An 18,327-nucleotide genomic window follows, 5' to 3' on the forward strand; every position below is an offset into this window, starting at 1 on the left:
GGAATCCGGGGATTGTGTCGGAAATGGTGCAGGCGCGGAAGCGCGCGGGCGCCGCCTGCGGCCGCGGTTCATGGAGGTCAAGGCGGCGGCCGCGCGGCCATCACCGGAGGGCTGGCTATACTCGCCCGCCCTTCGCCGCCGCCCTCGCCTTTGCCCGCCACCCCTGACATCCGGCGCATCGCGCCCCTGGCCATCACCGCCTTCAGCGCCGTCACCGCGCTGGGCGATGGCGTGGCGGCGCAAAGCCGGGCCCTGCGCGAGCGCCGCGGCGGCCTGCGTCGCAACGACCTGGACGGGCTGCCGCTGGAGTGCTGGATCGGGCGGGTGGAAGGCCTGGAGGACACCGCCTTGCCGGCAACGCTGGCGGCGTTCGATTCGCGCAACCATCGCCTGGCCTGGCGCGCGCTGCAGCAGGATGGCGTGCTCGAGGCGACGCGCGCGGCCGTCGCCCGCTACGGCGCGGCGCGGGTGGCGGTGCTGGTCGGCACCTCCACTTCCAGCATCGGCGAGACCGAACGCGCCTACGCGCAGCTGGAGGATGGCCGCTTCCCGCCCGCCTCGGCCGCGCTCGAAGTGCATACCCCGCACGCGCTGGGCGAGTTCGTGCGCTTGGCCACCGGCGCCCAGGGCCCTTGCATGACCGTGGCCACCGCCTGCTCCTCCAGCGCCAAGGTGTTCGCCCATGCCGCGCGCCTGCTCAAGGCCGGGGTGGTGGACGCGGCCCTGGTCGGCGGCGTGGACACCTTGTGCGGCAGCGTGCTGTTCGGCTTCAACGCATTGCAGCTGGTCTCGGCGGCGCCGTGCCGGCCGTTCGATGCGCACCGCGACGGCCTGTCGCTGGGCGAGGCGGGCGGCTTCGCCCTGCTCGAACGCGACACGGATGCCGATGCCCTGGCCTGGCTGGCCGGCTACGGCGAATCCAGCGACGCCCACCACATGTCCACCCCGCACCCGCAGGGCCTGGGCGCACGCCTGGCGATGGCCGATGCGCTGGCCCGCGCCGGGATCGACGCCGCCCGGGTCGGCTACCTCAACCTGCATGGCACCGCGACCCCGGCCAACGACGGCGTCGAGGCCGCGGCCGTGGCCGCGCTGTTCCCCGCCGGCCTGCACGCCAGCTCGACCAAGGGCTGGACAGGGCACACCCTGGGCGCGGCGGGGATCGTCGAATCGGTGGTGGCGCTGATCGCCCTGCGCGAGGGCGAGCTGCCGGGGATCCTCAACAGCGAAACGCCCGACCCGGCCTGCGGCCCGCAGGTGCGCTTCGGCAACGCCCGCACCGGGATCGACTACGCGATGAACAACGCCTTCGGCTTCGGCGGCAACAACTGCTCGCTGGTGTTCGCCCGCGCATGAGCACGCTGTCCGCCACGATCGAAGGCATCGGCCTGTGGGCGCCGGGACTGCCGTCCTGGGACGCCTTCGCCGCCCGTTGCCGCGGCGGCGACGCGCCCGCCGACGCGCCGGCGCGCCCGGCGCCGGCGCTGCTGCCGCCGAACGAACGCCGGCGCGCGCCCGACACCGTGCTGGTCGCCCTGCAGGCCGCGCACGCCGCGTGCGAGGCGGCCGGCCGCGATCCGGCCACCCTGCCCTCGGTGTTCGCCTCCACCTACGGCGACCTGGCGATCACCGACCACCTGTGCGCGACCCTGGCGCGCGCGCCCACCGAGGTCTCGCCGATCCGCTTCCACAACTCGGTGCACAACGCCGCCGCCGGCTACTGGACCATCGGCACCGGCGCGATGCAGCCGGCCACCGCGCTCAGCGCCGGCGAAGGCAGCTTCGCCCTGGGCCTGCTCGATGCGCTGGCGCAGCTGGAGGCTGGCGCCCCGGCGGTGCTGCTGGTCGGCTACGACGGCGCGGCGGTGGGACCGTTGGTCGATGTGGTCCGCAGCGAAGGCCTGCTCGGCGTGGCCCTGGTGCTGGCGCGCGAGGCGCGGGACGCCACTGTGCCGTGCCTGGCGCTGGAAACCGCACCTGCCACCGCCGCGATCGACGCCCCACCCGCGGGCATCTCCGACGGCAATGCCATGGCCCCGGCGCTGGCTTTGCTGGCCGCCCTCGCCCGTGGCGAGGCCGCCACGATCCTTCCGGCCGGCAATGGCCATGCCTTCCGGATCGCTATCGACAACGCAGGCGGTGCCCATGGCTGACCCGCGCAGCACCGCGGTGGTGATCCCCGCGCTCAACGAAGCCCTGCGGATCCGCGACGTGGTCGAGCAGACCCTCGTGCACTGCCCCTGGGTGATCGTGGTCGACGACGGCTCGGACGACGGCACCGGCGACTGCCTGCGTGACCTGCCGGTGACCGTGCTGCGCCACGAGCGCCGCCGCGGCAAGGGCTCGGCCCTGCGCACCGGCTTCGCCGCCGCCCTGGCGCAGGGCGCCAGCGGCGCGCTGACCATCGACGGCGACGGCCAGCACGATCCGGCCGACCTGCCGCGCCTGCTCGCCGCCGCCGCCCGCCACCCGCAGCACATCGTGATCGGCGCGCGCCTGCGCCATCGCGCCGCCGCGCCGGCGCACCGGCGCATGGCCAATGCCTTCGGCGACTGGGGCGTGGCCTGGGCCGCCGGCTTCCGCATCGCCGACACCCAGAGCGGCCAGCGCTACTACCCCGCGCCGGTGCTGGCGCTGGGTGACGTGCCGGGCGAGGACTTCGTGTTCGAGGCGCAGCTGCTGATCTCGGCCGCGCGCCAGCTGGGCATGCGCTGCGTCTCGGTGCCGGTGGAAACCCGCTACCGCGGCCAGGACGGCGGGCCCTTGCGGCGCAGCCACTTCCGTCCGCTGCGCGACCTGTACCGGATCACCTCGCACGTGGTCGGCCAGGTCATCGCCCAGGGCGACGTCTGGCGCGAGTACGCACGGGTGCGGGCGCAGGCGCCGCTGATCGAGACGTTGATCGACGACGCGCGCTGAGCGCACGGCCTGTGCCCGGATTCATTCCGGCCAGGCGGTCGCCTGTGCACGCATTCGTCCAGGGCTCGTGGGCGAAGGTTTCATCCCGAACCTTCACGACGTCGTTGACCTGCGCTGTCATCGACAGCCCCGCCTTGCTATAACGGGCGCATTGCCCTGGGGAGGGAGTGCGATGACAGGCCTGTTGCTGTTCCAGGTCGCGGTGATCCTGGTGGCTGCGCGATTGTGCGGCCTGCTGCTGGCGCGGCTGGGCCAGCCGCCGGTGATCGGCGAGATGGCCGCCGGCATCCTGCTCGGCCCGATCGTGTTCGGCGCCGCGCTCCCGGACCTGCACGCGGCGCTGTTTCCCGCCACCTCGCTGCCCGCGCTTTCGGCGCTGTCGACCCTGGGCCTGGTGCTCTTCATGTTCGTCATCGGCGCCGAGCTGCGTGCGCCCGAAGGCGCGCGGGCGCAGGTACTGGCCGCCGTGCGCGTGGCCGGACTGTCGGCGGCGCTGCCGTTCGTGCTGGCGCTGGCGATGGCCCCGTTGCTGCACGCACGGCTGGCGCCGCAGGGTGTGGGCTTCTGGCCGTTCGCCAGCTACATGGCGGTGGCGCTGTCGGTGACCGCGTTCCCGGTGCTGGCGCGGATCCTCAAGGACCGCGACCTGCAGCAGACCGCGATCGGCCGCCTGTCGCTGTCGGCGGCCGCTTTGCTGGACGTGATGGCCTGGATCGCCCTGGCCCTGCTGGTCGCGCTGGCCGGCGGCGGCGGCTATTCGCGGCTGGTGTGGACCCTGGCCGGCCTGGCCCTGCTGTTGCTGGTGGTGTTCGGCGTGCTCAAGCCGCTGTTCGCCTGGCTGCTGCGGCACCACGCCCGCGACGGCAAGCCCTCGGGCACGGTACTGGCCGCCCTGCTGGTCGGGCTGTGCGCCTGCGCCGCGGCGACCGAATGGCTGCACCTGCACGCGGTGTTCGGCGCCTTCCTGTTCGGCGCCTGCCTGCCGCGCGACGAGCGCCTGGTGCACAGCCTGGTCGAACGCATCGAGCATCTGGCCCTGGTGCTGCTGATGCCGGTGTTCTTCGCCCTGGCCGGCATGGGCACCACCGCCGACGCCTTCACCGCCACCGGTGCCGGCGCGCTTTTGCTGATCCTGGCGGTGGCGGTGAGCGGCAAGCTGGTCGGCGGCGGCCTGGGCGCGAAGCTGTCCGGCTATTCCACTCGCGACAGCATGGCGGTCGGCTCGCTGATGAACGCGCGCGGCATGATCGAACTGATCGTGATGAAGGTCGGTCTGGACGCCGGCCTGATCGGCCCGGAGATGTTCACCCTGCTCCTGCTCGTGGCCCTCGCCACCACCCTGATGACCGGACCTTTGTTGTCGTTGTGCGGCCGCGGGCGCCCCGCGCGCCATGCGGGCGCATCAGCCTCATCTGCACAGCCGAGACCCGAGTAGCGCGGCGGCGGCCTCAGGCCATACCGCCGTTGACCCCGATCACCTGGCCGTTGACGTAGCCAGCCGCGTCCGAACACAGGAACGCGACCAGCGCCGCGACCTCTTCCGGGCGGCCGGCGCGCGCGGCCGGGACCAGCTGCTTCACCGCCTCGGGCGGGAACTGCCCCGCGGTCATCGCCCCCTCGATCACGCCCGGCGCGACCACGTTGACGGTGATACCGCGGCTGGCCATCTCCCGCGCCAGCGACTTCGACGCCCCGTGCAGGGCGGCCTTGGCCGCCGCGTAGTTGGTCTGCCCACGGTTGCCCAGCACCGCCGCCACCGACGACACGCTGACGATCCGCCCCCAGCGCGCCCGCGCCATCGGCAGCAGCAGGGGTCGGGTGACGTGGAAGAAGCCGTGCAGCGAAACGTCCACCACCCGCCGCCACTGTTCATCGCTCATGCCGGCCATGGGCGCGTCGTCGTGGATGCCGGCATTGTTGACCAGTACGTCGATCCGGCCCTGGGCCAGCAACGCTTCGAGCGCCGCTTCCACCGCGCCGCCGTCGGCGACGTCGAAGGCGACGGCCGTGGCCTTGCCGCCGCGGTCGCGGATGGCCGCGGCCACCGCCTCGGCGCGGGCGAGGTTGGCGTGCGCATGCACGACCAGCTCGAAGCCGGCCTCGGCCAGCGCGTGGCAGATCGCGCCACCGATGTCGCCGCTGCCGCCGGTGACCAAGGCGCGGCGCGGGGGAGTCTTTGCGGGTTCCATCGGCGCATTGTGCCAGCCCGCGTCATGCTTCCGTTCCCCGCTACGGCAAAGCAACCGCGGAAGCATCAGCTTGCGCCGACTTCGGAGGGAGTCCGCCGTCGCATGGGCGTTGAGAGTCGTGCCTTCGGATGCCGGTTTTGCTTCACCTGTAGGAGCCGGTCTTGCCGGCGACCGTGGAGGCGGACGTATCAATGGCGCCCGGTTTCACGCTGACGCTTCCACCATGGCGGTCGCCGGCAAGACCGGCTCCTACAAGGTGGAGCAGAGCAAAGTCAAAGTCGCTGGGTCCCCGCCTTCGCGGGGACGACGGTAGTGGATGGATAGAAGTCCGGAACCTTCAGTCCGCAGAAGACGCGGCGGACCGGTTGTGTTGTGGCAGCGGCCAGGGATGGCCGCGGTAGCGAGTGCGCACACGGATGTGCGCCCGAGCGGCCACAACACGGCCGGTTCGCCGCGGCTCAGCCCGAAGACAGCCAAACCCGATGCTTCTGCCGTTGCCGTTCGATCATCCGCGCCGACAGATCTCCAAGCGGATGCATGGCGGTCGCCGGCGCATTTCCACGGACGAAAGTCCGGTCTCCCGGTTCCTACGGGGCGTGCCCGAGCATCGCGGTGGCGCGGCCGCTGGCGAGCAGGCGGTTCTGGTGGTGGATGCGGAACGCGTATTGCTGGCTCGCTTCGCCGGCCGCCAGCAGCTCCGCTTCCCCTTCCAGCACGCCGCCCAGGTCGTCGATCCGCGCCAGCGCCAGTTCCACCCCGCGCAAGGCCACCAGCACCCCGGCCGCCGCACGACCACCGTGGGCCTGCGCCAGCAGTCCGCCGTGCACCGCCATCGCCTGCGCTCCGTACTCGCACAGCGCCAGCGCATGCAGCCGCCCGCGCGCCCGCAGGGGATGCGCAGGGTCCACGTGGTTGCGCGCGGCCAGCGCGATCCGCTGCCCATCCCAGGCCCGCACCTCGTCCCACAGGCACATCGCTCCCTGGTGCGGCACCAGCGCCAGGATTCCCGCCCGGTCGAGCACCGCTGCGCTCACGCCGCCGCCTGCCGCGACGGCGCCCGCGCGATCAGCAGGGCCAGCGCGAAGTTGAACAGCACTCCCAGCGCCACCGTGCTGCCGATCGCCCGCAGCACCGGGATCGAGGACAGGGCCAGCAGGCTGAACACCAGCAGCGTGGTCAGGCTGCACACGATCAGCGCGTGCAGAGTGCGCAGCTGCTCCTCGCGGTGGTCGCCGGCGTGCTCGAAGAACAGCGCGTAGTCCAGTCCCAGTCCCGCGGCCAGGATCAGCGCGACCAGGTGGAACAGGTTCAGTTCCACCCCGGCCGCGCGCAGGACCGCCAGGATCAGCAGGGTCGCCAGCGCCATCGGCGCCAGCACCCGCAGCACCCGCCGCGGCGAACGCAGGGCCAGCCACACCGTGCCCGCCAGCAGCAGCGCCGCCACCGCCAGCGCCGCCAGCAGGCGCGTGCGCCACTGCGCCACCAGCGATTCGGAGGCCTGCTTCAGGTCCAGCAGCTGGGAATCGCCATGGGACGCCAGCGCCGTCGCCAGCGCCTGCGGATCGTGCAGGCCGGACAGCGACACCAGCGCGGTCGCATGGTCCTCGCCGCGCAGCAGCAGCCCGCCCACCGCCAGCTCCAGCGGCGTGCCGGCCAGGTCGTCCGCGGTCAACGGCGCCGCCGCGCGCGCGCGCGCCACGTCCCCGGCGAACGGTCCGAACGCATCGCCCACGAACGGCGTGTCCGCCAAAGCCGCCTGCAACGCGTGGTCGAGCGCCGGCGCATCCGGCAGCCGCGCCTGGCGCACGCGCTGGGTCGCCGCGCTGGGCAGGTAGCGCGCGGCCAGGTCGTAGCCGTCGAGCACGCCCTGGTCCTGCAGCCGCCGCAACGCGGGCAGCAGGCGCTCGGAGGCCTGCAGCGCGTCTTCGGCGTCGCGCCCCTGCACCGCGACCATGTAGCGCACGTCCGGCGCACCCAGCTCGGCGCGCAGCTGCGCATCGCGCAGCAGGTCGGCCTCCGGCACCGGAGTCAGTTTCGACAGGTCGTTCTGCCAGAACGCGCCGGGCGCGAACGCGACCACCGCCAGGGCCACCAGCGCCAGCACGGCCAGCGGCAGGCGCGGACGCGGCAGCCGCTCCACCGCCCTCCAGAGGCGGGCCAGCCGCGGCGAGTCGGCCGGGTCGCGCCGCGCCGGGGTCACCAGCCGCGGCAAAAGCCAGCGGGTGCTGGCCGCGGCCACGCCCAGGCCGGCGATGGTGAACACCGCCAGCTGCCGCAGCCCGTCCACGCCGGAGAACAGGAAGGTCGCGTAGGCAATGCAGGTGGACGCCACCCCGGTGACCAGGGTCGGCCACAGCGCGCGCACGCTGGCGCGCGGCTCCATCCCCGGGCGCAGGTGGCTGAAGAAATGGATCGGATAGTCCTGGGCCACGCCGATCAGGGTGAAGCCGAAGGCGATGGTGATGCCGTGCACGCCGCCGTCGGAGAGCCAGGCCACCGCGCCCAGCCCGGCCAGGCCGCCGCTGGCCAGCGGCAGGGCGCCGAGCCAGGGCAGGCTCCAGCGCCGGTACGCCACGGCCAGCAGCAGCAGCAGGCCGACGGTGTCGGCGGTGCCGATCCAGCGCATCTCCGCCTCGGTGCGGTCGCGGATGGCCACGGCGAAGGCGCCGGGACCGGAGATCTCCAGCCGCACCGGATCGCGCCCGGTCGCGCCGGCATCGCTTTCGGCCGCGTCCGCCCTGGCGCCCGCCGTCGCCGCGAACGCCTGCCGGATCGCCGCCACCGCCGCCTGCTGGCCGGCGCTGTCGAAGCCCGGTGCACGGGTCTGCACCAGCAGCAGGGCCCGGCCGCCGGCGCGGTCGAACCACACTCCGTGCAGCTTTTGCGGCGCCTGCGCCGGTTGCCAGGCCTCGGCCAGGCGCAGGGTCTCCAGGGTGGGATCGGACGGCAGCAGGGGCTCGACCAGTTCCGCGGCGGGCGAACCCAGGTCCTGCAGCCTCTGCTGCAGCTCCTCGTGCAGGAAGGCCGCGTCCAGCGGCTGGGTGTCCAGGGTCGGCGAGAGCAGGTAGCGGTACGGGCGCAGGCGCTCGGGGATCGCCTCCAGGCCGCCGCCGTCGCCGTTGCCCGTCAGCGCGATCGACGGCTGCGCGGACAGGGCCGCGCGCAGGGCCTGCGAACGCGCGGCCAGGGTGTCCGGCGCGGCGCCGGACAGCGCCAGCAGGAGCAGGCGCGATCCCGGGCCTTCGCCCAGTTCGTCCACCAACAACACCTGCGCGGGGGTCTGCGGCGTGGGCAGGAAGCGGCGCAGGTCCTCCTCCATCCGCAGCCCGCGCGACAGCAGCCAGCCGCCCACCGCCAGCGCCGCCAGCCAGGCCAGCAGCAGGGCGATGCGGGCGGCGGGACGGGTGCCGGCGCTCACCGGCGCCGCGGGCTCGTCATCGCGACCGCTCACTTCGCCGCGCCGTCGCCGTGGCACAGCGCCGCCAGCCCGGCCGGATCGGCGATCCCGGACGCGGCGGCGGCTGCACCCGCCATCAGCGTGCGCTGCGGTTCGCCCTTGGCCGGCGTGCTCTCCACGCAGCGCAGTTCGCTGCCGCGGCCGTGCAGCTCGATCCCGCGCAGGGCCGCGGCCAGGCGCGGATCGCGTGGCGTCAGGCCCAGGGTCCAGCGCTCGCGCGTGCCTTCGGCGCGGACTTCGTAGGTGCGCAGCAGCAGCGCGCGGTCGCCGGCCAGCAGGGCGCCGAACCCGGCCTGGACCGCCGCCAGTTCGGGCACCTGCCGCAACGCAATCCGGCGCGGCGCGCGCCCGGCGCGCTCGATCACCGCCTCGCCGGCGGCCAGGGTGGTGGTCTCCGCGTAGGGCGCGGTGACCTGGCGCACCAGGCGGCCGTCGGCCTCGCGCCGGTACTCGCCCTGCAGCCGCAGCGGCTGGCGCAGCATCGGCGAAGCCCTCAGCTCGACGAAGGGCGTGCGGCTGGGCGCCGGCCGCGCCACCGCCTGCAGGATCCAGTCGGCGTCGAACGCCGCCGCCGCAGGCGGCTCAGGCGCGGCGATGCACGGGGTCGCCAGCGCCGCCAGCAGCAGGAGCAGGCGCTGTCGCGGAATTCGGCGGGGGATCGGCATGCGGGCCATCGTCGTTCCAGAAGTCGTAGAAGTTGAACCAGTTCAAAGGCGTGCGGCGGGCATGGTGCTCCAGCCGCGCGGCGTAGGCGGCGACCCGCCCGCGCAGCCAGGCGGCGCGGGCGCCGCGCGCCGGCACGCCGCCCGGCACGCCTTCGACCGTGGCGTCGAGGAAGGGTTCGAAGTGCAGGTCGTAGCGGTTGCCGCCGCAGTACAGGCCGAAGCACAGCAGCACCGGCGCATGCAGCGCCAGCGCCAGCCGCCACGGGGTCAGCGGCAGGCGCGTGTCGCGGCCCAGGAACGGCACCGCCGCGGTGTCCTCGTGCGGCAGCGCGCGGTCCACCAGCAGGGCCACCAGCGCCCCGGCCTCCAGCGCATGCTGGACCTCCAGCGCGATCGCCGCGCCCGGCTGGCCGCCGTCGATCACCGCGGCGGCCAGGGCCGGATCCAGCGAGTCGAACAGCCCGGTCAGCACCGGGTTCTGGCCGCGGTCCAGCACCACCCGCAGCTGCAGCCCGGGCCGCCGCCGCGCCAGCACCCGCAGGGCGTCGAAGCTACCCAGGTGCGAGCCGAACAGCAGGGCCCCTCGGCCCTGGTCGACCAGCGCCTCCAGCGGCTCCAGCCCGTGCACGCGGATGTCGAACAGGTCCATGCGCCCGCCCAGCAGGAACAGGCGGTCGAGGATGGTGGCCGAGAACGCGTGCACGTGCCGCGCCGCCGCCCACAGCCCGGCGCGGCGGCCCTGCACCCGCGACAGCCAGGCCCGCGAGGCGCGCCGCTCCGGCCCGCGCACCAGCACGAAGTAGGCGGTGATCGGCCACAGGCACAGCCGCGCCAGGCCGCGACCGCCGTGCCGGGCGATCGCCACGAGCAGCGCGATCATGGCCCGGCTGCCGCCTTCCGGCCGCCGCTTCCACGCCGGCGCCGCGCCCTCAGCCACCGGCGCCCTCCTCGAGCACGCCGCTGGCCAGCAGGGTGGTCCCGCGCAGCACCTGGAAGCGCCAGCGCGGCGCCTGGCCTTCGACCCGCTCCTCCACCAGCAGCACCTCCGCTTCCTCGTCCGGCAGCAGCGGCTGGACGAATTTCACCTGCGGCACCCCCAGCGCACCGCGCGGGCCGTGCGCGGCCTCCACCGCTTCCAACACGCGCTCGAGCAGGACCACCCCGGGCACCAGCGGGCGGCCGGGGAAATGCCCGTCCAGGCAGGGATGGTCGTGCGGCACGGAGAATCGCATCGGCCAAGGATAGCCGCGCGCGGGCAACACAGCCGCAACCCAACGCCGTTGCCATTAGAGGTAATGCAAACTCAGCGCAGCAGATCGCGCCAGAAGCCCGCGCCCAAAGCCGCCATCTGCCGGCCGAAGTCGAGCGCGTTGCGGTACGGCCGGCGCGGGAAACGCCGCTTGCGGTACGCGAACTCGCCGAGCATGAAGCCGCCCAGCACACCGTAGTTGAGCAAGTTGGCGAACCACGACCAGGCCGACGGCGACACCGCGAACCACGGCCGGCGGCCGAGCAGGTCCAGCACCCCGCCCGGCACCTCGACCAGCGCCAACACGGCATTGGCCAGGGTCAGGAACGCCAGCACCGCCGCCCAGCCCGCGGTCAGCCGGCGCGCATAGGCCAGCAGTTCCGGCGACGTCGGCCAGCCGGCGCGCGCGTACAGCGCGGCGACGATCCGCGCGATCAAGGGCTCGCGCCCGCCCAGCAGGCTGCGCGCGAACCACCACGCCAGCCAGCCGGTGAACAGCACCGGCGGCGCCAGCAGCAGCAAGGACGGCCAGGGCGTGGCCGCGATCCAGGCCAGCGCCGCCAGCAGCGCCGCCAGCAGGGCCAGCGCCCACAGCCGCCGGTGCAACAGCGGCGCGGCCAGCACCAGCACGGCCAGGTCGCCGAGCGCCAGCGCCGGCCAGCCGCCGCCATGGGTGGCCGCGGCGTGGGCGAGGAAGGGATAGGCCAGGCCCAGCGCCAGCTGGACCGGCAGCACCCAAGCGCCGGCCGGGTCGCGCCCGGCCAGCGGCGGATCAGCCGGTGCGTTGCGACTGGACATGCGCCGACAGCGCGCGCAGCGAGGCGAATATCCGGCGGTTGTCCTCGCCGTCCGAGCGCAGCTGCACGCCATAGCGCTTGCCGATCGCCAGCGACAGTTCCAGCGCGTCGATCGAGTCCAGGCCCAGGCCCTCGTTGAACAGCGGCGCCTGCGGATCGATCGCGTCCGGCTCCACGCCCTCCAGGTTCAGGCTCTCCACCAGGAGCTGGGCCAGTTCGCGTTCGGCGTCGGTCTGTTGCGGCATTGCGGATCCCCGGGACATGCAAGGCCAGCAACGATCCGGTATCGGCCGCCGTCGCGCAAGTCGGGCCGGCGTGGACGCGGCCGCGACGGGGCCGGGTTATCATCGCCGGCATCGTCCCGCAGCCCGCCCGCACCGCATGACCGCCCAGGTTCCGTCCAGTTCTCCGTCCGCGCAGGGCGCGCCAGCGGGGCAGGCGGAAGCGGGAGCGGCGGCCACGAACGGCGCCGACGCGGCGGCGGACGCCCAGGTGGACGTGCTGGTCATCGGCGGCGGCCCGGCCGGGACTACCGCCGCCACCTTCCTGGCCCGCCAGGGCTGGAAGGTGGTGCTGCTGGAGAAGGACGCCCATCCACGCTTCCACATCGGCGAGTCCCTGCTGCCGATGAACCTGCCGATCCTGCAGCGCCTGGGCGTGCTCGACCGGGTCGCGGCGATCGGCGTGCACAAGCCCGGCGCCGACTTCCCGATGCGCGGCGACCGCGACAGCATCAACGTGTTCCGCTTCGACCGCGCCCTGGACCCGCAGTTCGGCCACGCCTACCAGGTGCGGCGCTCGGAGTTCGACCAGCTGCTGTTCGACAACGCCCTGGCCAGCGGTGTGGACGCGCGCCAGCAGGTCAAGGTCGAGCGGGTGGAATTCGGCGCCGATGGTCGCCCGGAGCGGGTGCATGCGCGCGATGCCGACGGAGAAGCCCTGGCCTTCCGCCCGCGCTACCTGGTCGACGCCAGCGGCCGCGACACCTTCCTCGGCAGCCGGCTCAAGCTGAAGAAGAAGAACCCGGCGCACCAGTCCGCGGCGATCTTCAGCCACTTCCGCGGCGTCACCCGGCGCCCCGGCGAGGAGGCCGGCAACATCACCGTCGAGCGCTTCGCCCACGGCTGGATGTGGCTGATCCCCTTGCGCGAGGACGTGATGAGCGTCGGCGCGGTGTGCTTCCCCGAATACCTGAAGACCCGCCAGGGCGACAACGAATCGTTCCTGATGGACACCCTGCGCGCCACGCCCTCGGTGTGGTCACGCATGGCCGATGCCGAGCGCATCGCCCCGGTCCACGCCACCGGCAACTACTCCTACACCTGTACCCGCATGCATGGCCCGGGCTGGGTGATGGCCGGCGACGCCTTCGCCTTCATCGACCCGGTGTTCTCCTCCGGCGTGTACCTGGGCATGAACGGTGGCGAGCAGGCGGCGAAGACGGTCGATGCGATCCTGCGCGACCCCGCGCGCGAGGCCGCAGAACAGAAGGCGATGGACCGGCGCCTGCGCCGCGGCCTGCGCTATTTCTCCTGGTTCATCTACCGCTTCACCACCCCGGTGATGGAGGCGCTGTTCGCCGAGCCGCGCAACCACCTGCAGCTGGAACAGGCGGTGATCTCGATGCTGGCCGGCGACGTGTTCGACAACAAGGCGGTGCGCTGGCGGCTGCGGGTGTTCCGGGTGGTGTACGCACTGACCGCAATGCGGATGGCACCGCAGGCGCTGGCGGGCTGGTGGCGCCGCCGGCGCCAGGTCGGCGAGCGCTTCAGCGGCGACACCCTGCAGGGCGGCAACCCGTGAGCCGGCCATTGCCGTTCGACGGCATCGGCGCGGCGACGGCGCGGCTGGACGTGGGCTATGCCGCGGCCGGCAGCCTGACCGCGCAGCTGGCCGATCCGCGGGTGCTGGCGGTGTTCGGCTTCGGCGAACAGGCGCCGGTGGCAGACGACCCGCGCTGGCTGCGGGTGCCGCTGCAGCCCCTGCTGGCCGACGCGCCGATCGAGGTCTGGCGCAGCGATGCGCCGGTGACCCACGGCCGCGACGGCGAGATCGCCTGGGCCAGCGACGGCCGCCTGATGTTCGGCGCGATCGAGGTGGACGAACCCGACGCCGGGATCGAGGCCGCCGCCACCCAGGCCTACGCACGGATTGCCGCCTTCGTCGCCGCCAGCGGCACGCCGCACCTGCTGCGGATGTGGAACTACATGGACGCCATCACCCTGGGCGAGGGCGACGACGAACGCTACCGGCGCTTCTGCGTCGGCCGCGCCGACGGCCTGGACCTGGTGGACGCGCAGCGCCTGCCCGCGGCCACCGCGATCGGCCGCTGCGACGGCCGCCGCCGGCTGCAGGTGTACTGGCTGGCCGCGCGCGAGCCCGGCAGCCCGGTGGAGAACCCGCGCCAGGTCAGCGCCTGGCGCTATCCGCGCCAGTACGGCCCGCAGTCGCCCAGCTTCGCCCGGGCGATGCTGCCGGCCGCCGGCGCGGCGGTGCCTTTGCTGGTGTCCGGGACCGCAGCGATCGTGGGCCACGCCTCGCAGCACGGCGGCTCGGTCCAGGACCAGGTCGACGAGACCCTGGCCAACATCGACAGCCTGGTCGGCGCCGCGCGCGCGCGCCGGCCGGCGCTGCCGCCGGCGCTGGGCGCGGCCAGCCCGCTGAAGGTCTACGTGCGCGATCCGGCCGATGCGCCGGCGATCGCCGCGCAGCTGCAGCGCCGGCTGGATCCGTCGGTGCCACGGCTGCTGCTGCACGCCCAGGTCTGCCGGCGCGAGCTGCTGGTGGAGATCGACGGCGCCCACGGCGAGCCGGCTACGGCCTGAGTCCGGCGCCTCCCGCGGCGGCGGCAGGTCATACTCGACCTGTGGGCCCGGCCTCGGGCCCGCCACCATCGCATTCCGGATCCGGGAGGGGATTCCATGCACCGATCGCGTCATCGCCTGCGCCTGCAGGCCGTACTTTCCTGCCTGTTCGCCGTCGCCGCGGCCCTGCCCGCGCTCGCCCATCCGCCGGCCGCGGCCGAAGAAGGTCGCGCCGGCGTCGCCCGGATCGACCGCGCCCGGATCGACGCCGCGCTCGCCGGCCTGGTCGAGTCCGGCCAGATCGTCGGCGCCTCGGCGCTGGTCTGGCAGGACGGGCGCGAGGCCTATTTCGGCGCCTTCGGCCTGGCCGACCGCGAGGCCGGGCGGCCGATGGCGCGCGACACCCTGGCCCAGATCTTCTCGATGACCAAGCCGGTCACCGGGGTGGCGCTGATGCAGCTGTACGAACAGGGCCGCTTCCAGCTCGACGACCCGCTCGCCCAACACCTGCCGGAGTTCGCTTCGGTGCGCGTATACGGCGGCACCGACGTCCACGGCCAGCCGCTTTTGCTGGCGCCGCAGCGGCCGGTCACGGTGCGCGACCTGCTGCGCCACACCGCGGGGCTGGTGGACGGCGAGGGCGCCCTCGGCCCGGTGGGCGACATGTACCGCGCGGCCGATCCGGAGAATTTCGACATCCCCCTGGCCGAGGAAGTGCGGCGGATCGCCGGCGTGCCGCTGCTGTACCAGCCGGGCACGCGCTGGCTGTACTCGCCGGCGGTGGACGTGCAGGCCCGGCTGGTGGAAGTTCTGTCCGGCGAGCCGTTCGACCGCTACCTGGAACGGCACGTGTTCGCGCCGCTGAAGATGAAGGACACCCGCTACGTCCTGCGCCGCCAGGACTGGCCGCGGATGGCGGCCCTGTACCGGCGCAGCGACGACGGCGCGATGACCCGCATCCCCGATGCCGAGGCCTACAAGCTCAACGGCCGCGACACCGCGCGCAAGCCGGGCAGCTGGGGCCTGGTCTCGACCCTGGACGACTACATGCGCTTCGCGCGGATGCTGGTCGACGGCGGCCAGCTGGACGGCGTGCGCCTGCTGCAGCCGGCCACGGTGCGGCTGATGGCCAGCGACGCCCTGCCGGCGACGGTCGCGGACCGCTCGTGGCTGCCCGGCAAGGGCCAGGTCGGCTTCGGCATCGACTTCGCCGTGCGCACCGCGCCGCCGGCCAGCGCCGCGGAGGCCTCGGGCGAGGTCGGCGAGTTCTTCTGGGACGGTGCGGCCAACACCCTGTTCTGGGTCGATCCGGTCAACCGGATCACCGCGGTGCTGTTCGCGCAGTGGCTGCCGTTCGGCAAGGTACCCCTGCACAAGGCCTTCCGCGACGCGGTCTACGCCGACGACAGCTCCGCGGCCGCGCCGCGGTAGATAAGGGGAAAACGCGTGGGGCGCCTCAGCGCCCCGCCGGCACGCAGTCGCCTTCCTTGCGCCGGAACGGGTTCCAGCGCGAACCCTCCTCGCAGACCGGTTCAGGCGCGGCCTGCGCCGCGCGCCGGGCCGCGGCGTCGGCCTCCACCTGGGCCAGCCGCGCGCGCGCCTGCTGCAGCCTCGATGCCTGCAGCTTCTGCACCGCGGCGCGGATCTGCGGCAGGGCCGCAAGCGCGGCCTTCTCGCCTTCCAGGATCGCCTGGTTGCGGCGGGTGAAATCGGCCGAGCCGTAGTCGAGCACGTTCGGCCGGATCACCACGTCGGCGCGCGCCAGTTCCTGCTCGCCCAGGCGCTGGCCCATGATCGCGATCGACTGGTTGACGATCCCGAGCATACCGTCCGGGCGACGGCCGGTAGCCTTGCTGGAGATGTCCACGGCGATCACGAAGTCGGCGCCGAGCTGGCGCGCGGCGTCCACCGGCACCGGGCTGACCACGCCGCCGTCCACGTACTGGAAGCTGCCGATGGTCACCGGTTCGAACACCCCCGGCACGCTGCTGGAGGCGCGCACCGCCTGGCCGGTGTTGCCGCGCACGAACACGGTGCGCTCGCCGGTCTCCAGGCGCGTGGCCACCGCCGCGAACGGCTTGCGCAGGCGCTCGATCGGGCGCTTGCCGACCTGCTCGTTGACGTAGTCCTGCAGGGCCTGGCCCTGGACCAGGCCGCCGGAGAACAGGCGCACGTCGCGGATACTGGCCTCGTCCAGCGCCACCGCCTTCTCCTGCAGCTGGAACGGGTCCATGCCGCCGGCGTAGAACGAACCGACCACGCTGCCGGCGCTGGTGCCCGCGACCACGTCGGGGACGAAGCCGTTGGCCTCCAGCATCTTGATCACGCCGATGTGGGCGAAGCCCTTGGCCGCGCCGCCGCCCAGGGCCAGGCCGATCTTCAGCGGCGGCAGCGCCGGGTCGGCGGGCGCCGGGGCCACGGGCGCGGCCGGCGGCGGCGGTTCGGTGCGGGTGTTGCCGCCGCAGGCGGCAAGCAGCAGGCTGACCGACAGCACGCCGGCCAGCAGGGGCCGGGCCTGGGGCGCGATCCGGCGGCGGGAGGACGGAAGCGGGGCGGCGGTCGGATTCACGGGGACGGAGCTGCGGGTTGGCGCCGCGGCATGCGGACGCGGGGATTCTAGGCGGCGTCGCCCGGGGCTTCCGGCACGGCGGATGAATGCGGCTCGGCCAGGGCCGCGGGCAGGGCGTCGCGGCGCAGCTTGCCGGTGGCGTTGCGCGGCAGGACCGGCAGCAGCCGCAGCCGGCGCGGCAGGAACACCGGATCGACCGCGCCACGCAGGGCCTCGACGATGTCGGCAGGCGCAAGCCCCGGCGCTACCGCCAGCGCCGCGATCCGGCCGACCGCGCCCTCGCGTTCCGGCTCCAGTTGCAGGACCACGCCGTCCTCCACACCCGGGACGGCGAGCAGGCGCCGGGTCAGGTCGCCGAGCGAGGCGCGCTTGCCGGCGATCTCCAGCAGGTCGGCCTGGCGCCCGCACAGGCGGAAGCGGCCGTCGGCCGCGACCTCCATCAGGTCGGCCAGCGCCACCGGCGCCGGCAGGTGCGGGGCATGCACCAGGGTGCCGTCCGGCTGCGGCGTCAGCCGGGTGCCGGGCAACGGCGTCCACCAGGCATCGCGGGCGGTGCGGCGGCGGGCGAACACGCAGGTCTCGGTGGAGCCGAACACCTCGCGCACCTCGGCGCCGTAGCGGTCCTCGGCCTCGGCCGCCAGCTCCGGCGCCAGCGGCGCGGTGGCCGAGACGATCCCGGCCAGCGGCGGCAGGGCCACGCCCGAGCGCAGCAGGGCGCGCAGGTGCACCGGGGTGGTCACCAGCAGCCGCGCGCCGGCGGCGTCCTCCAGTGCGCGGGCCACGTCGGCCGGCAGCAGCGGCCGCCCGGCATGCACCGCCGCGCCACCCAGCAGGGGCAGCAGCACCGACAGCTCCATCCCGTACATGTGCTGCGGTGGCACCGTGGCCACCACCTGCGGCTGCGCCGGGCCCCACAGGTCGGCCAGCGCCGCCAGGTTCTGCGCGGTGCCGGTGGCGAACGCGGCCCAGGTCTTGGCGTGCGCCTGCGGCCGGCCGGTGCTGCCGGAGGTGTAGCCGATCGCGGCCAGCGCCTGCGGATCGACCCGGGCCGGGACGGCGTCGGGCGATCCATCCGCCGCAGCGGCCAGCGGCGACGGTCCGGCGTGTGCGCCGAGGGCATCGCCTTCCAGGCGGTAGGCGCCGCCGCCGGCGTGCGCCTGCAGGATCTCGGCCACCGTGCCCGGCGCCCCGGACGGCGGCAGCAGGGCCACCTGGCCGCGCAGGGCCGCGGCGCAGAAGCCGAGCAGGAAGCGGTAGCGGTCGTCGGCCAGGTGGACCACGTGCCGCGCCTCGGGCAGGGCCGCGGCCAGCGCCCGGGCACGGGCCAGGAATTCGCCCAGGACGATCGTCCGTTCGCCGTCGAACACCAGCGCGCGCCCCGGATCGCCCACCGCCAATGGCATGGAGACGGCGGCGGTGGGGTTCTGGACGACGGCGGACATCGTGGCGTTCGGTTCCCGGCACGGCGCCCGGCGGCGCACGAGGCGGCCAGCATGGCCGGCGGCGCCAGCGCAGGCAAGGCGGCGGGCCGCGGCGCCTGCCGCCACGCATGCCGGGGCGCCCGGCGCGAATCGTGACCTCCCGCCCGCGGCCGCGCCCGGGCGGGCTGCTAACCTGCCCGGCTTCCACGCTTTCGCCATCCCGCGCATGACCCGCCCGACCCGACCGCTTCCCGCCC

Annotated in this window: 17 protein-coding genes; 7 read left to right on the plus strand and 10 right to left on the minus strand. The window is 74.2% G+C overall.

Features of this window, described 5'->3' with window-relative positions; translation table 11 throughout:
- The first annotated feature begins 177 nt into the window (after positions 1 to 177).
- The 4 genes from CSC62_RS15345 (at position 178) to CSC62_RS15360 (ending at position 4,354) form a co-directional block, all read left to right on the plus strand.
- Positions 178 to 1,356, plus strand: a complete 1,179-nt coding sequence (locus CSC62_RS15345; protein WP_162407572.1) for a beta-ketoacyl-[acyl-carrier-protein] synthase family protein — start codon at positions 178 to 180, stop codon at positions 1,354 to 1,356.
- On the plus strand, positions 1,353 to 2,153 hold the full coding sequence (locus tag CSC62_RS15350) for a beta-ketoacyl synthase chain length factor (RefSeq protein WP_162407560.1): 801 nt from the start codon (positions 1,353 to 1,355) through the stop codon (positions 2,151 to 2,153). The genes CSC62_RS15345 and CSC62_RS15350 overlap by 4 nt, the downstream gene beginning before the upstream one ends.
- The gene (locus tag CSC62_RS15355; RefSeq protein WP_162407561.1) at positions 2,146 to 2,919 is read left to right on the plus strand and encodes a glycosyltransferase family 2 protein; all 774 of its coding nucleotides are present in this window, start codon (positions 2,146 to 2,148) and stop codon (positions 2,917 to 2,919) included. The genes CSC62_RS15350 and CSC62_RS15355 overlap by 8 nt, the downstream gene beginning before the upstream one ends.
- A 172-nt stretch (positions 2,920 to 3,091) precedes the next feature.
- Positions 3,092 to 4,354 carry a cation:proton antiporter gene (locus tag CSC62_RS15360; RefSeq protein ID WP_162407562.1) on the plus strand — a complete coding sequence of 421 codons (1,263 nt, stop codon included), beginning with the start codon at positions 3,092 to 3,094 and terminating at the stop codon, positions 4,352 to 4,354.
- Between the two features lie 13 nt (positions 4,355 to 4,367).
- On the opposite strand, the gene fabG is transcribed toward CSC62_RS15360, so the two are convergent.
- The 8 genes from fabG to CSC62_RS15400 form a co-directional block, all read right to left on the minus strand.
- Entirely contained in the window at positions 4,368 to 5,108 is a 741-nt protein-coding gene (gene fabG / locus CSC62_RS15365) for a 3-oxoacyl-ACP reductase FabG (protein WP_162407563.1), read from the minus strand.
- A gap of 587 nt (positions 5,109 to 5,695) precedes the next feature.
- Positions 5,696 to 6,130 (minus strand): hotdog family protein, encoded by a 435-nt coding sequence (locus CSC62_RS15370; protein WP_425502038.1) that lies wholly within the window; start codon positions 6,128 to 6,130, stop codon positions 5,696 to 5,698.
- 8 nt (positions 6,131 to 6,138) lie between these two features.
- Entirely contained in the window at positions 6,139 to 8,526 is a 2,388-nt protein-coding gene (locus tag CSC62_RS15375) for an MMPL family transporter (protein ID WP_162407573.1), read from the minus strand.
- 29 nt (positions 8,527 to 8,555) lie between these two features.
- Positions 8,556 to 9,230, minus strand: coding sequence for a LolA-related protein (locus tag CSC62_RS15380; protein ID WP_162407564.1), 675 nt, complete (start codon positions 9,228 to 9,230; stop codon positions 8,556 to 8,558).
- Positions 9,148 to 10,110 (minus strand): lysophospholipid acyltransferase family protein, encoded by a 963-nt coding sequence (locus CSC62_RS15385; protein ID WP_162407565.1) that lies wholly within the window; start codon positions 10,108 to 10,110, stop codon positions 9,148 to 9,150. The genes CSC62_RS15380 and CSC62_RS15385 overlap by 83 nt, the downstream gene beginning before the upstream one ends.
- 49 nt (positions 10,111 to 10,159) lie before the next feature.
- Positions 10,160 to 10,462, minus strand: coding sequence for an ApeI family dehydratase (locus CSC62_RS15390; protein WP_162407566.1), 303 nt, complete (start codon positions 10,460 to 10,462; stop codon positions 10,160 to 10,162).
- Between the two features lie 71 nt (positions 10,463 to 10,533).
- Entirely contained in the window at positions 10,534 to 11,277 is a 744-nt protein-coding gene (locus CSC62_RS15395; protein ID WP_425502036.1) for a COG4648 family protein, read from the minus strand.
- On the minus strand, positions 11,252 to 11,521 hold the full coding sequence (locus CSC62_RS15400; RefSeq protein WP_162407567.1) for a phosphopantetheine-binding protein: 270 nt from the start codon (positions 11,519 to 11,521) through the stop codon (positions 11,252 to 11,254). Before CSC62_RS15400 ends, CSC62_RS15395 begins: the two co-directional genes overlap by 26 nt.
- Positions 11,522 to 11,657: 136 nt before the next feature.
- On the opposite strand from CSC62_RS15400, the gene CSC62_RS15405 reads away from it, so the two are divergent.
- The 3 genes from CSC62_RS15405 (at position 11,658) to CSC62_RS15415 (ending at position 15,511) form a co-directional block, all read left to right on the plus strand.
- Entirely contained in the window at positions 11,658 to 13,079 is a 1,422-nt protein-coding gene (locus tag CSC62_RS15405) for an NAD(P)/FAD-dependent oxidoreductase (RefSeq protein WP_162407568.1), read from the plus strand.
- Positions 13,076 to 14,101 carry a chorismate transformation FkbO/Hyg5 family protein gene (locus CSC62_RS15410; protein WP_425502037.1) on the plus strand — a complete coding sequence of 342 codons (1,026 nt, stop codon included), beginning with the start codon at positions 13,076 to 13,078 and terminating at the stop codon, positions 14,099 to 14,101. The genes CSC62_RS15405 and CSC62_RS15410 overlap by 4 nt, the downstream gene beginning before the upstream one ends.
- 96 nt (positions 14,102 to 14,197) lie before the next feature.
- The gene (locus CSC62_RS15415; RefSeq protein ID WP_162407569.1) at positions 14,198 to 15,511 is read left to right on the plus strand and encodes a serine hydrolase domain-containing protein; all 1,314 of its coding nucleotides are present in this window, start codon (positions 14,198 to 14,200) and stop codon (positions 15,509 to 15,511) included.
- A gap of 25 nt (positions 15,512 to 15,536) precedes the next feature.
- On the opposite strand, the gene CSC62_RS15420 is transcribed toward CSC62_RS15415, so the two are convergent.
- Together CSC62_RS15420 and CSC62_RS15425 are read right to left on the minus strand one after the other, a co-directional pair.
- On the minus strand, positions 15,537 to 16,607 hold the full coding sequence (locus CSC62_RS15420) for a patatin-like phospholipase family protein (protein WP_211369025.1): 1,071 nt from the start codon (positions 16,605 to 16,607) through the stop codon (positions 15,537 to 15,539).
- A gap of 89 nt (positions 16,608 to 16,696) precedes the next feature.
- Positions 16,697 to 18,091 (minus strand): AMP-binding protein, encoded by a 1,395-nt coding sequence (locus CSC62_RS15425; RefSeq protein ID WP_162407570.1) that lies wholly within the window; start codon positions 18,089 to 18,091, stop codon positions 16,697 to 16,699.
- Between the last annotated feature and the right edge of the window lie 236 nt (positions 18,092 to 18,327).

Origin of the sequence: Pseudoxanthomonas jiangsuensis (genome assembly GCF_010093185.1) — a bacterium.
In the GTDB taxonomy this organism is placed as follows: Bacteria; Pseudomonadota; Gammaproteobacteria; order Xanthomonadales; family Xanthomonadaceae; genus Pseudoxanthomonas; species Pseudoxanthomonas jiangsuensis.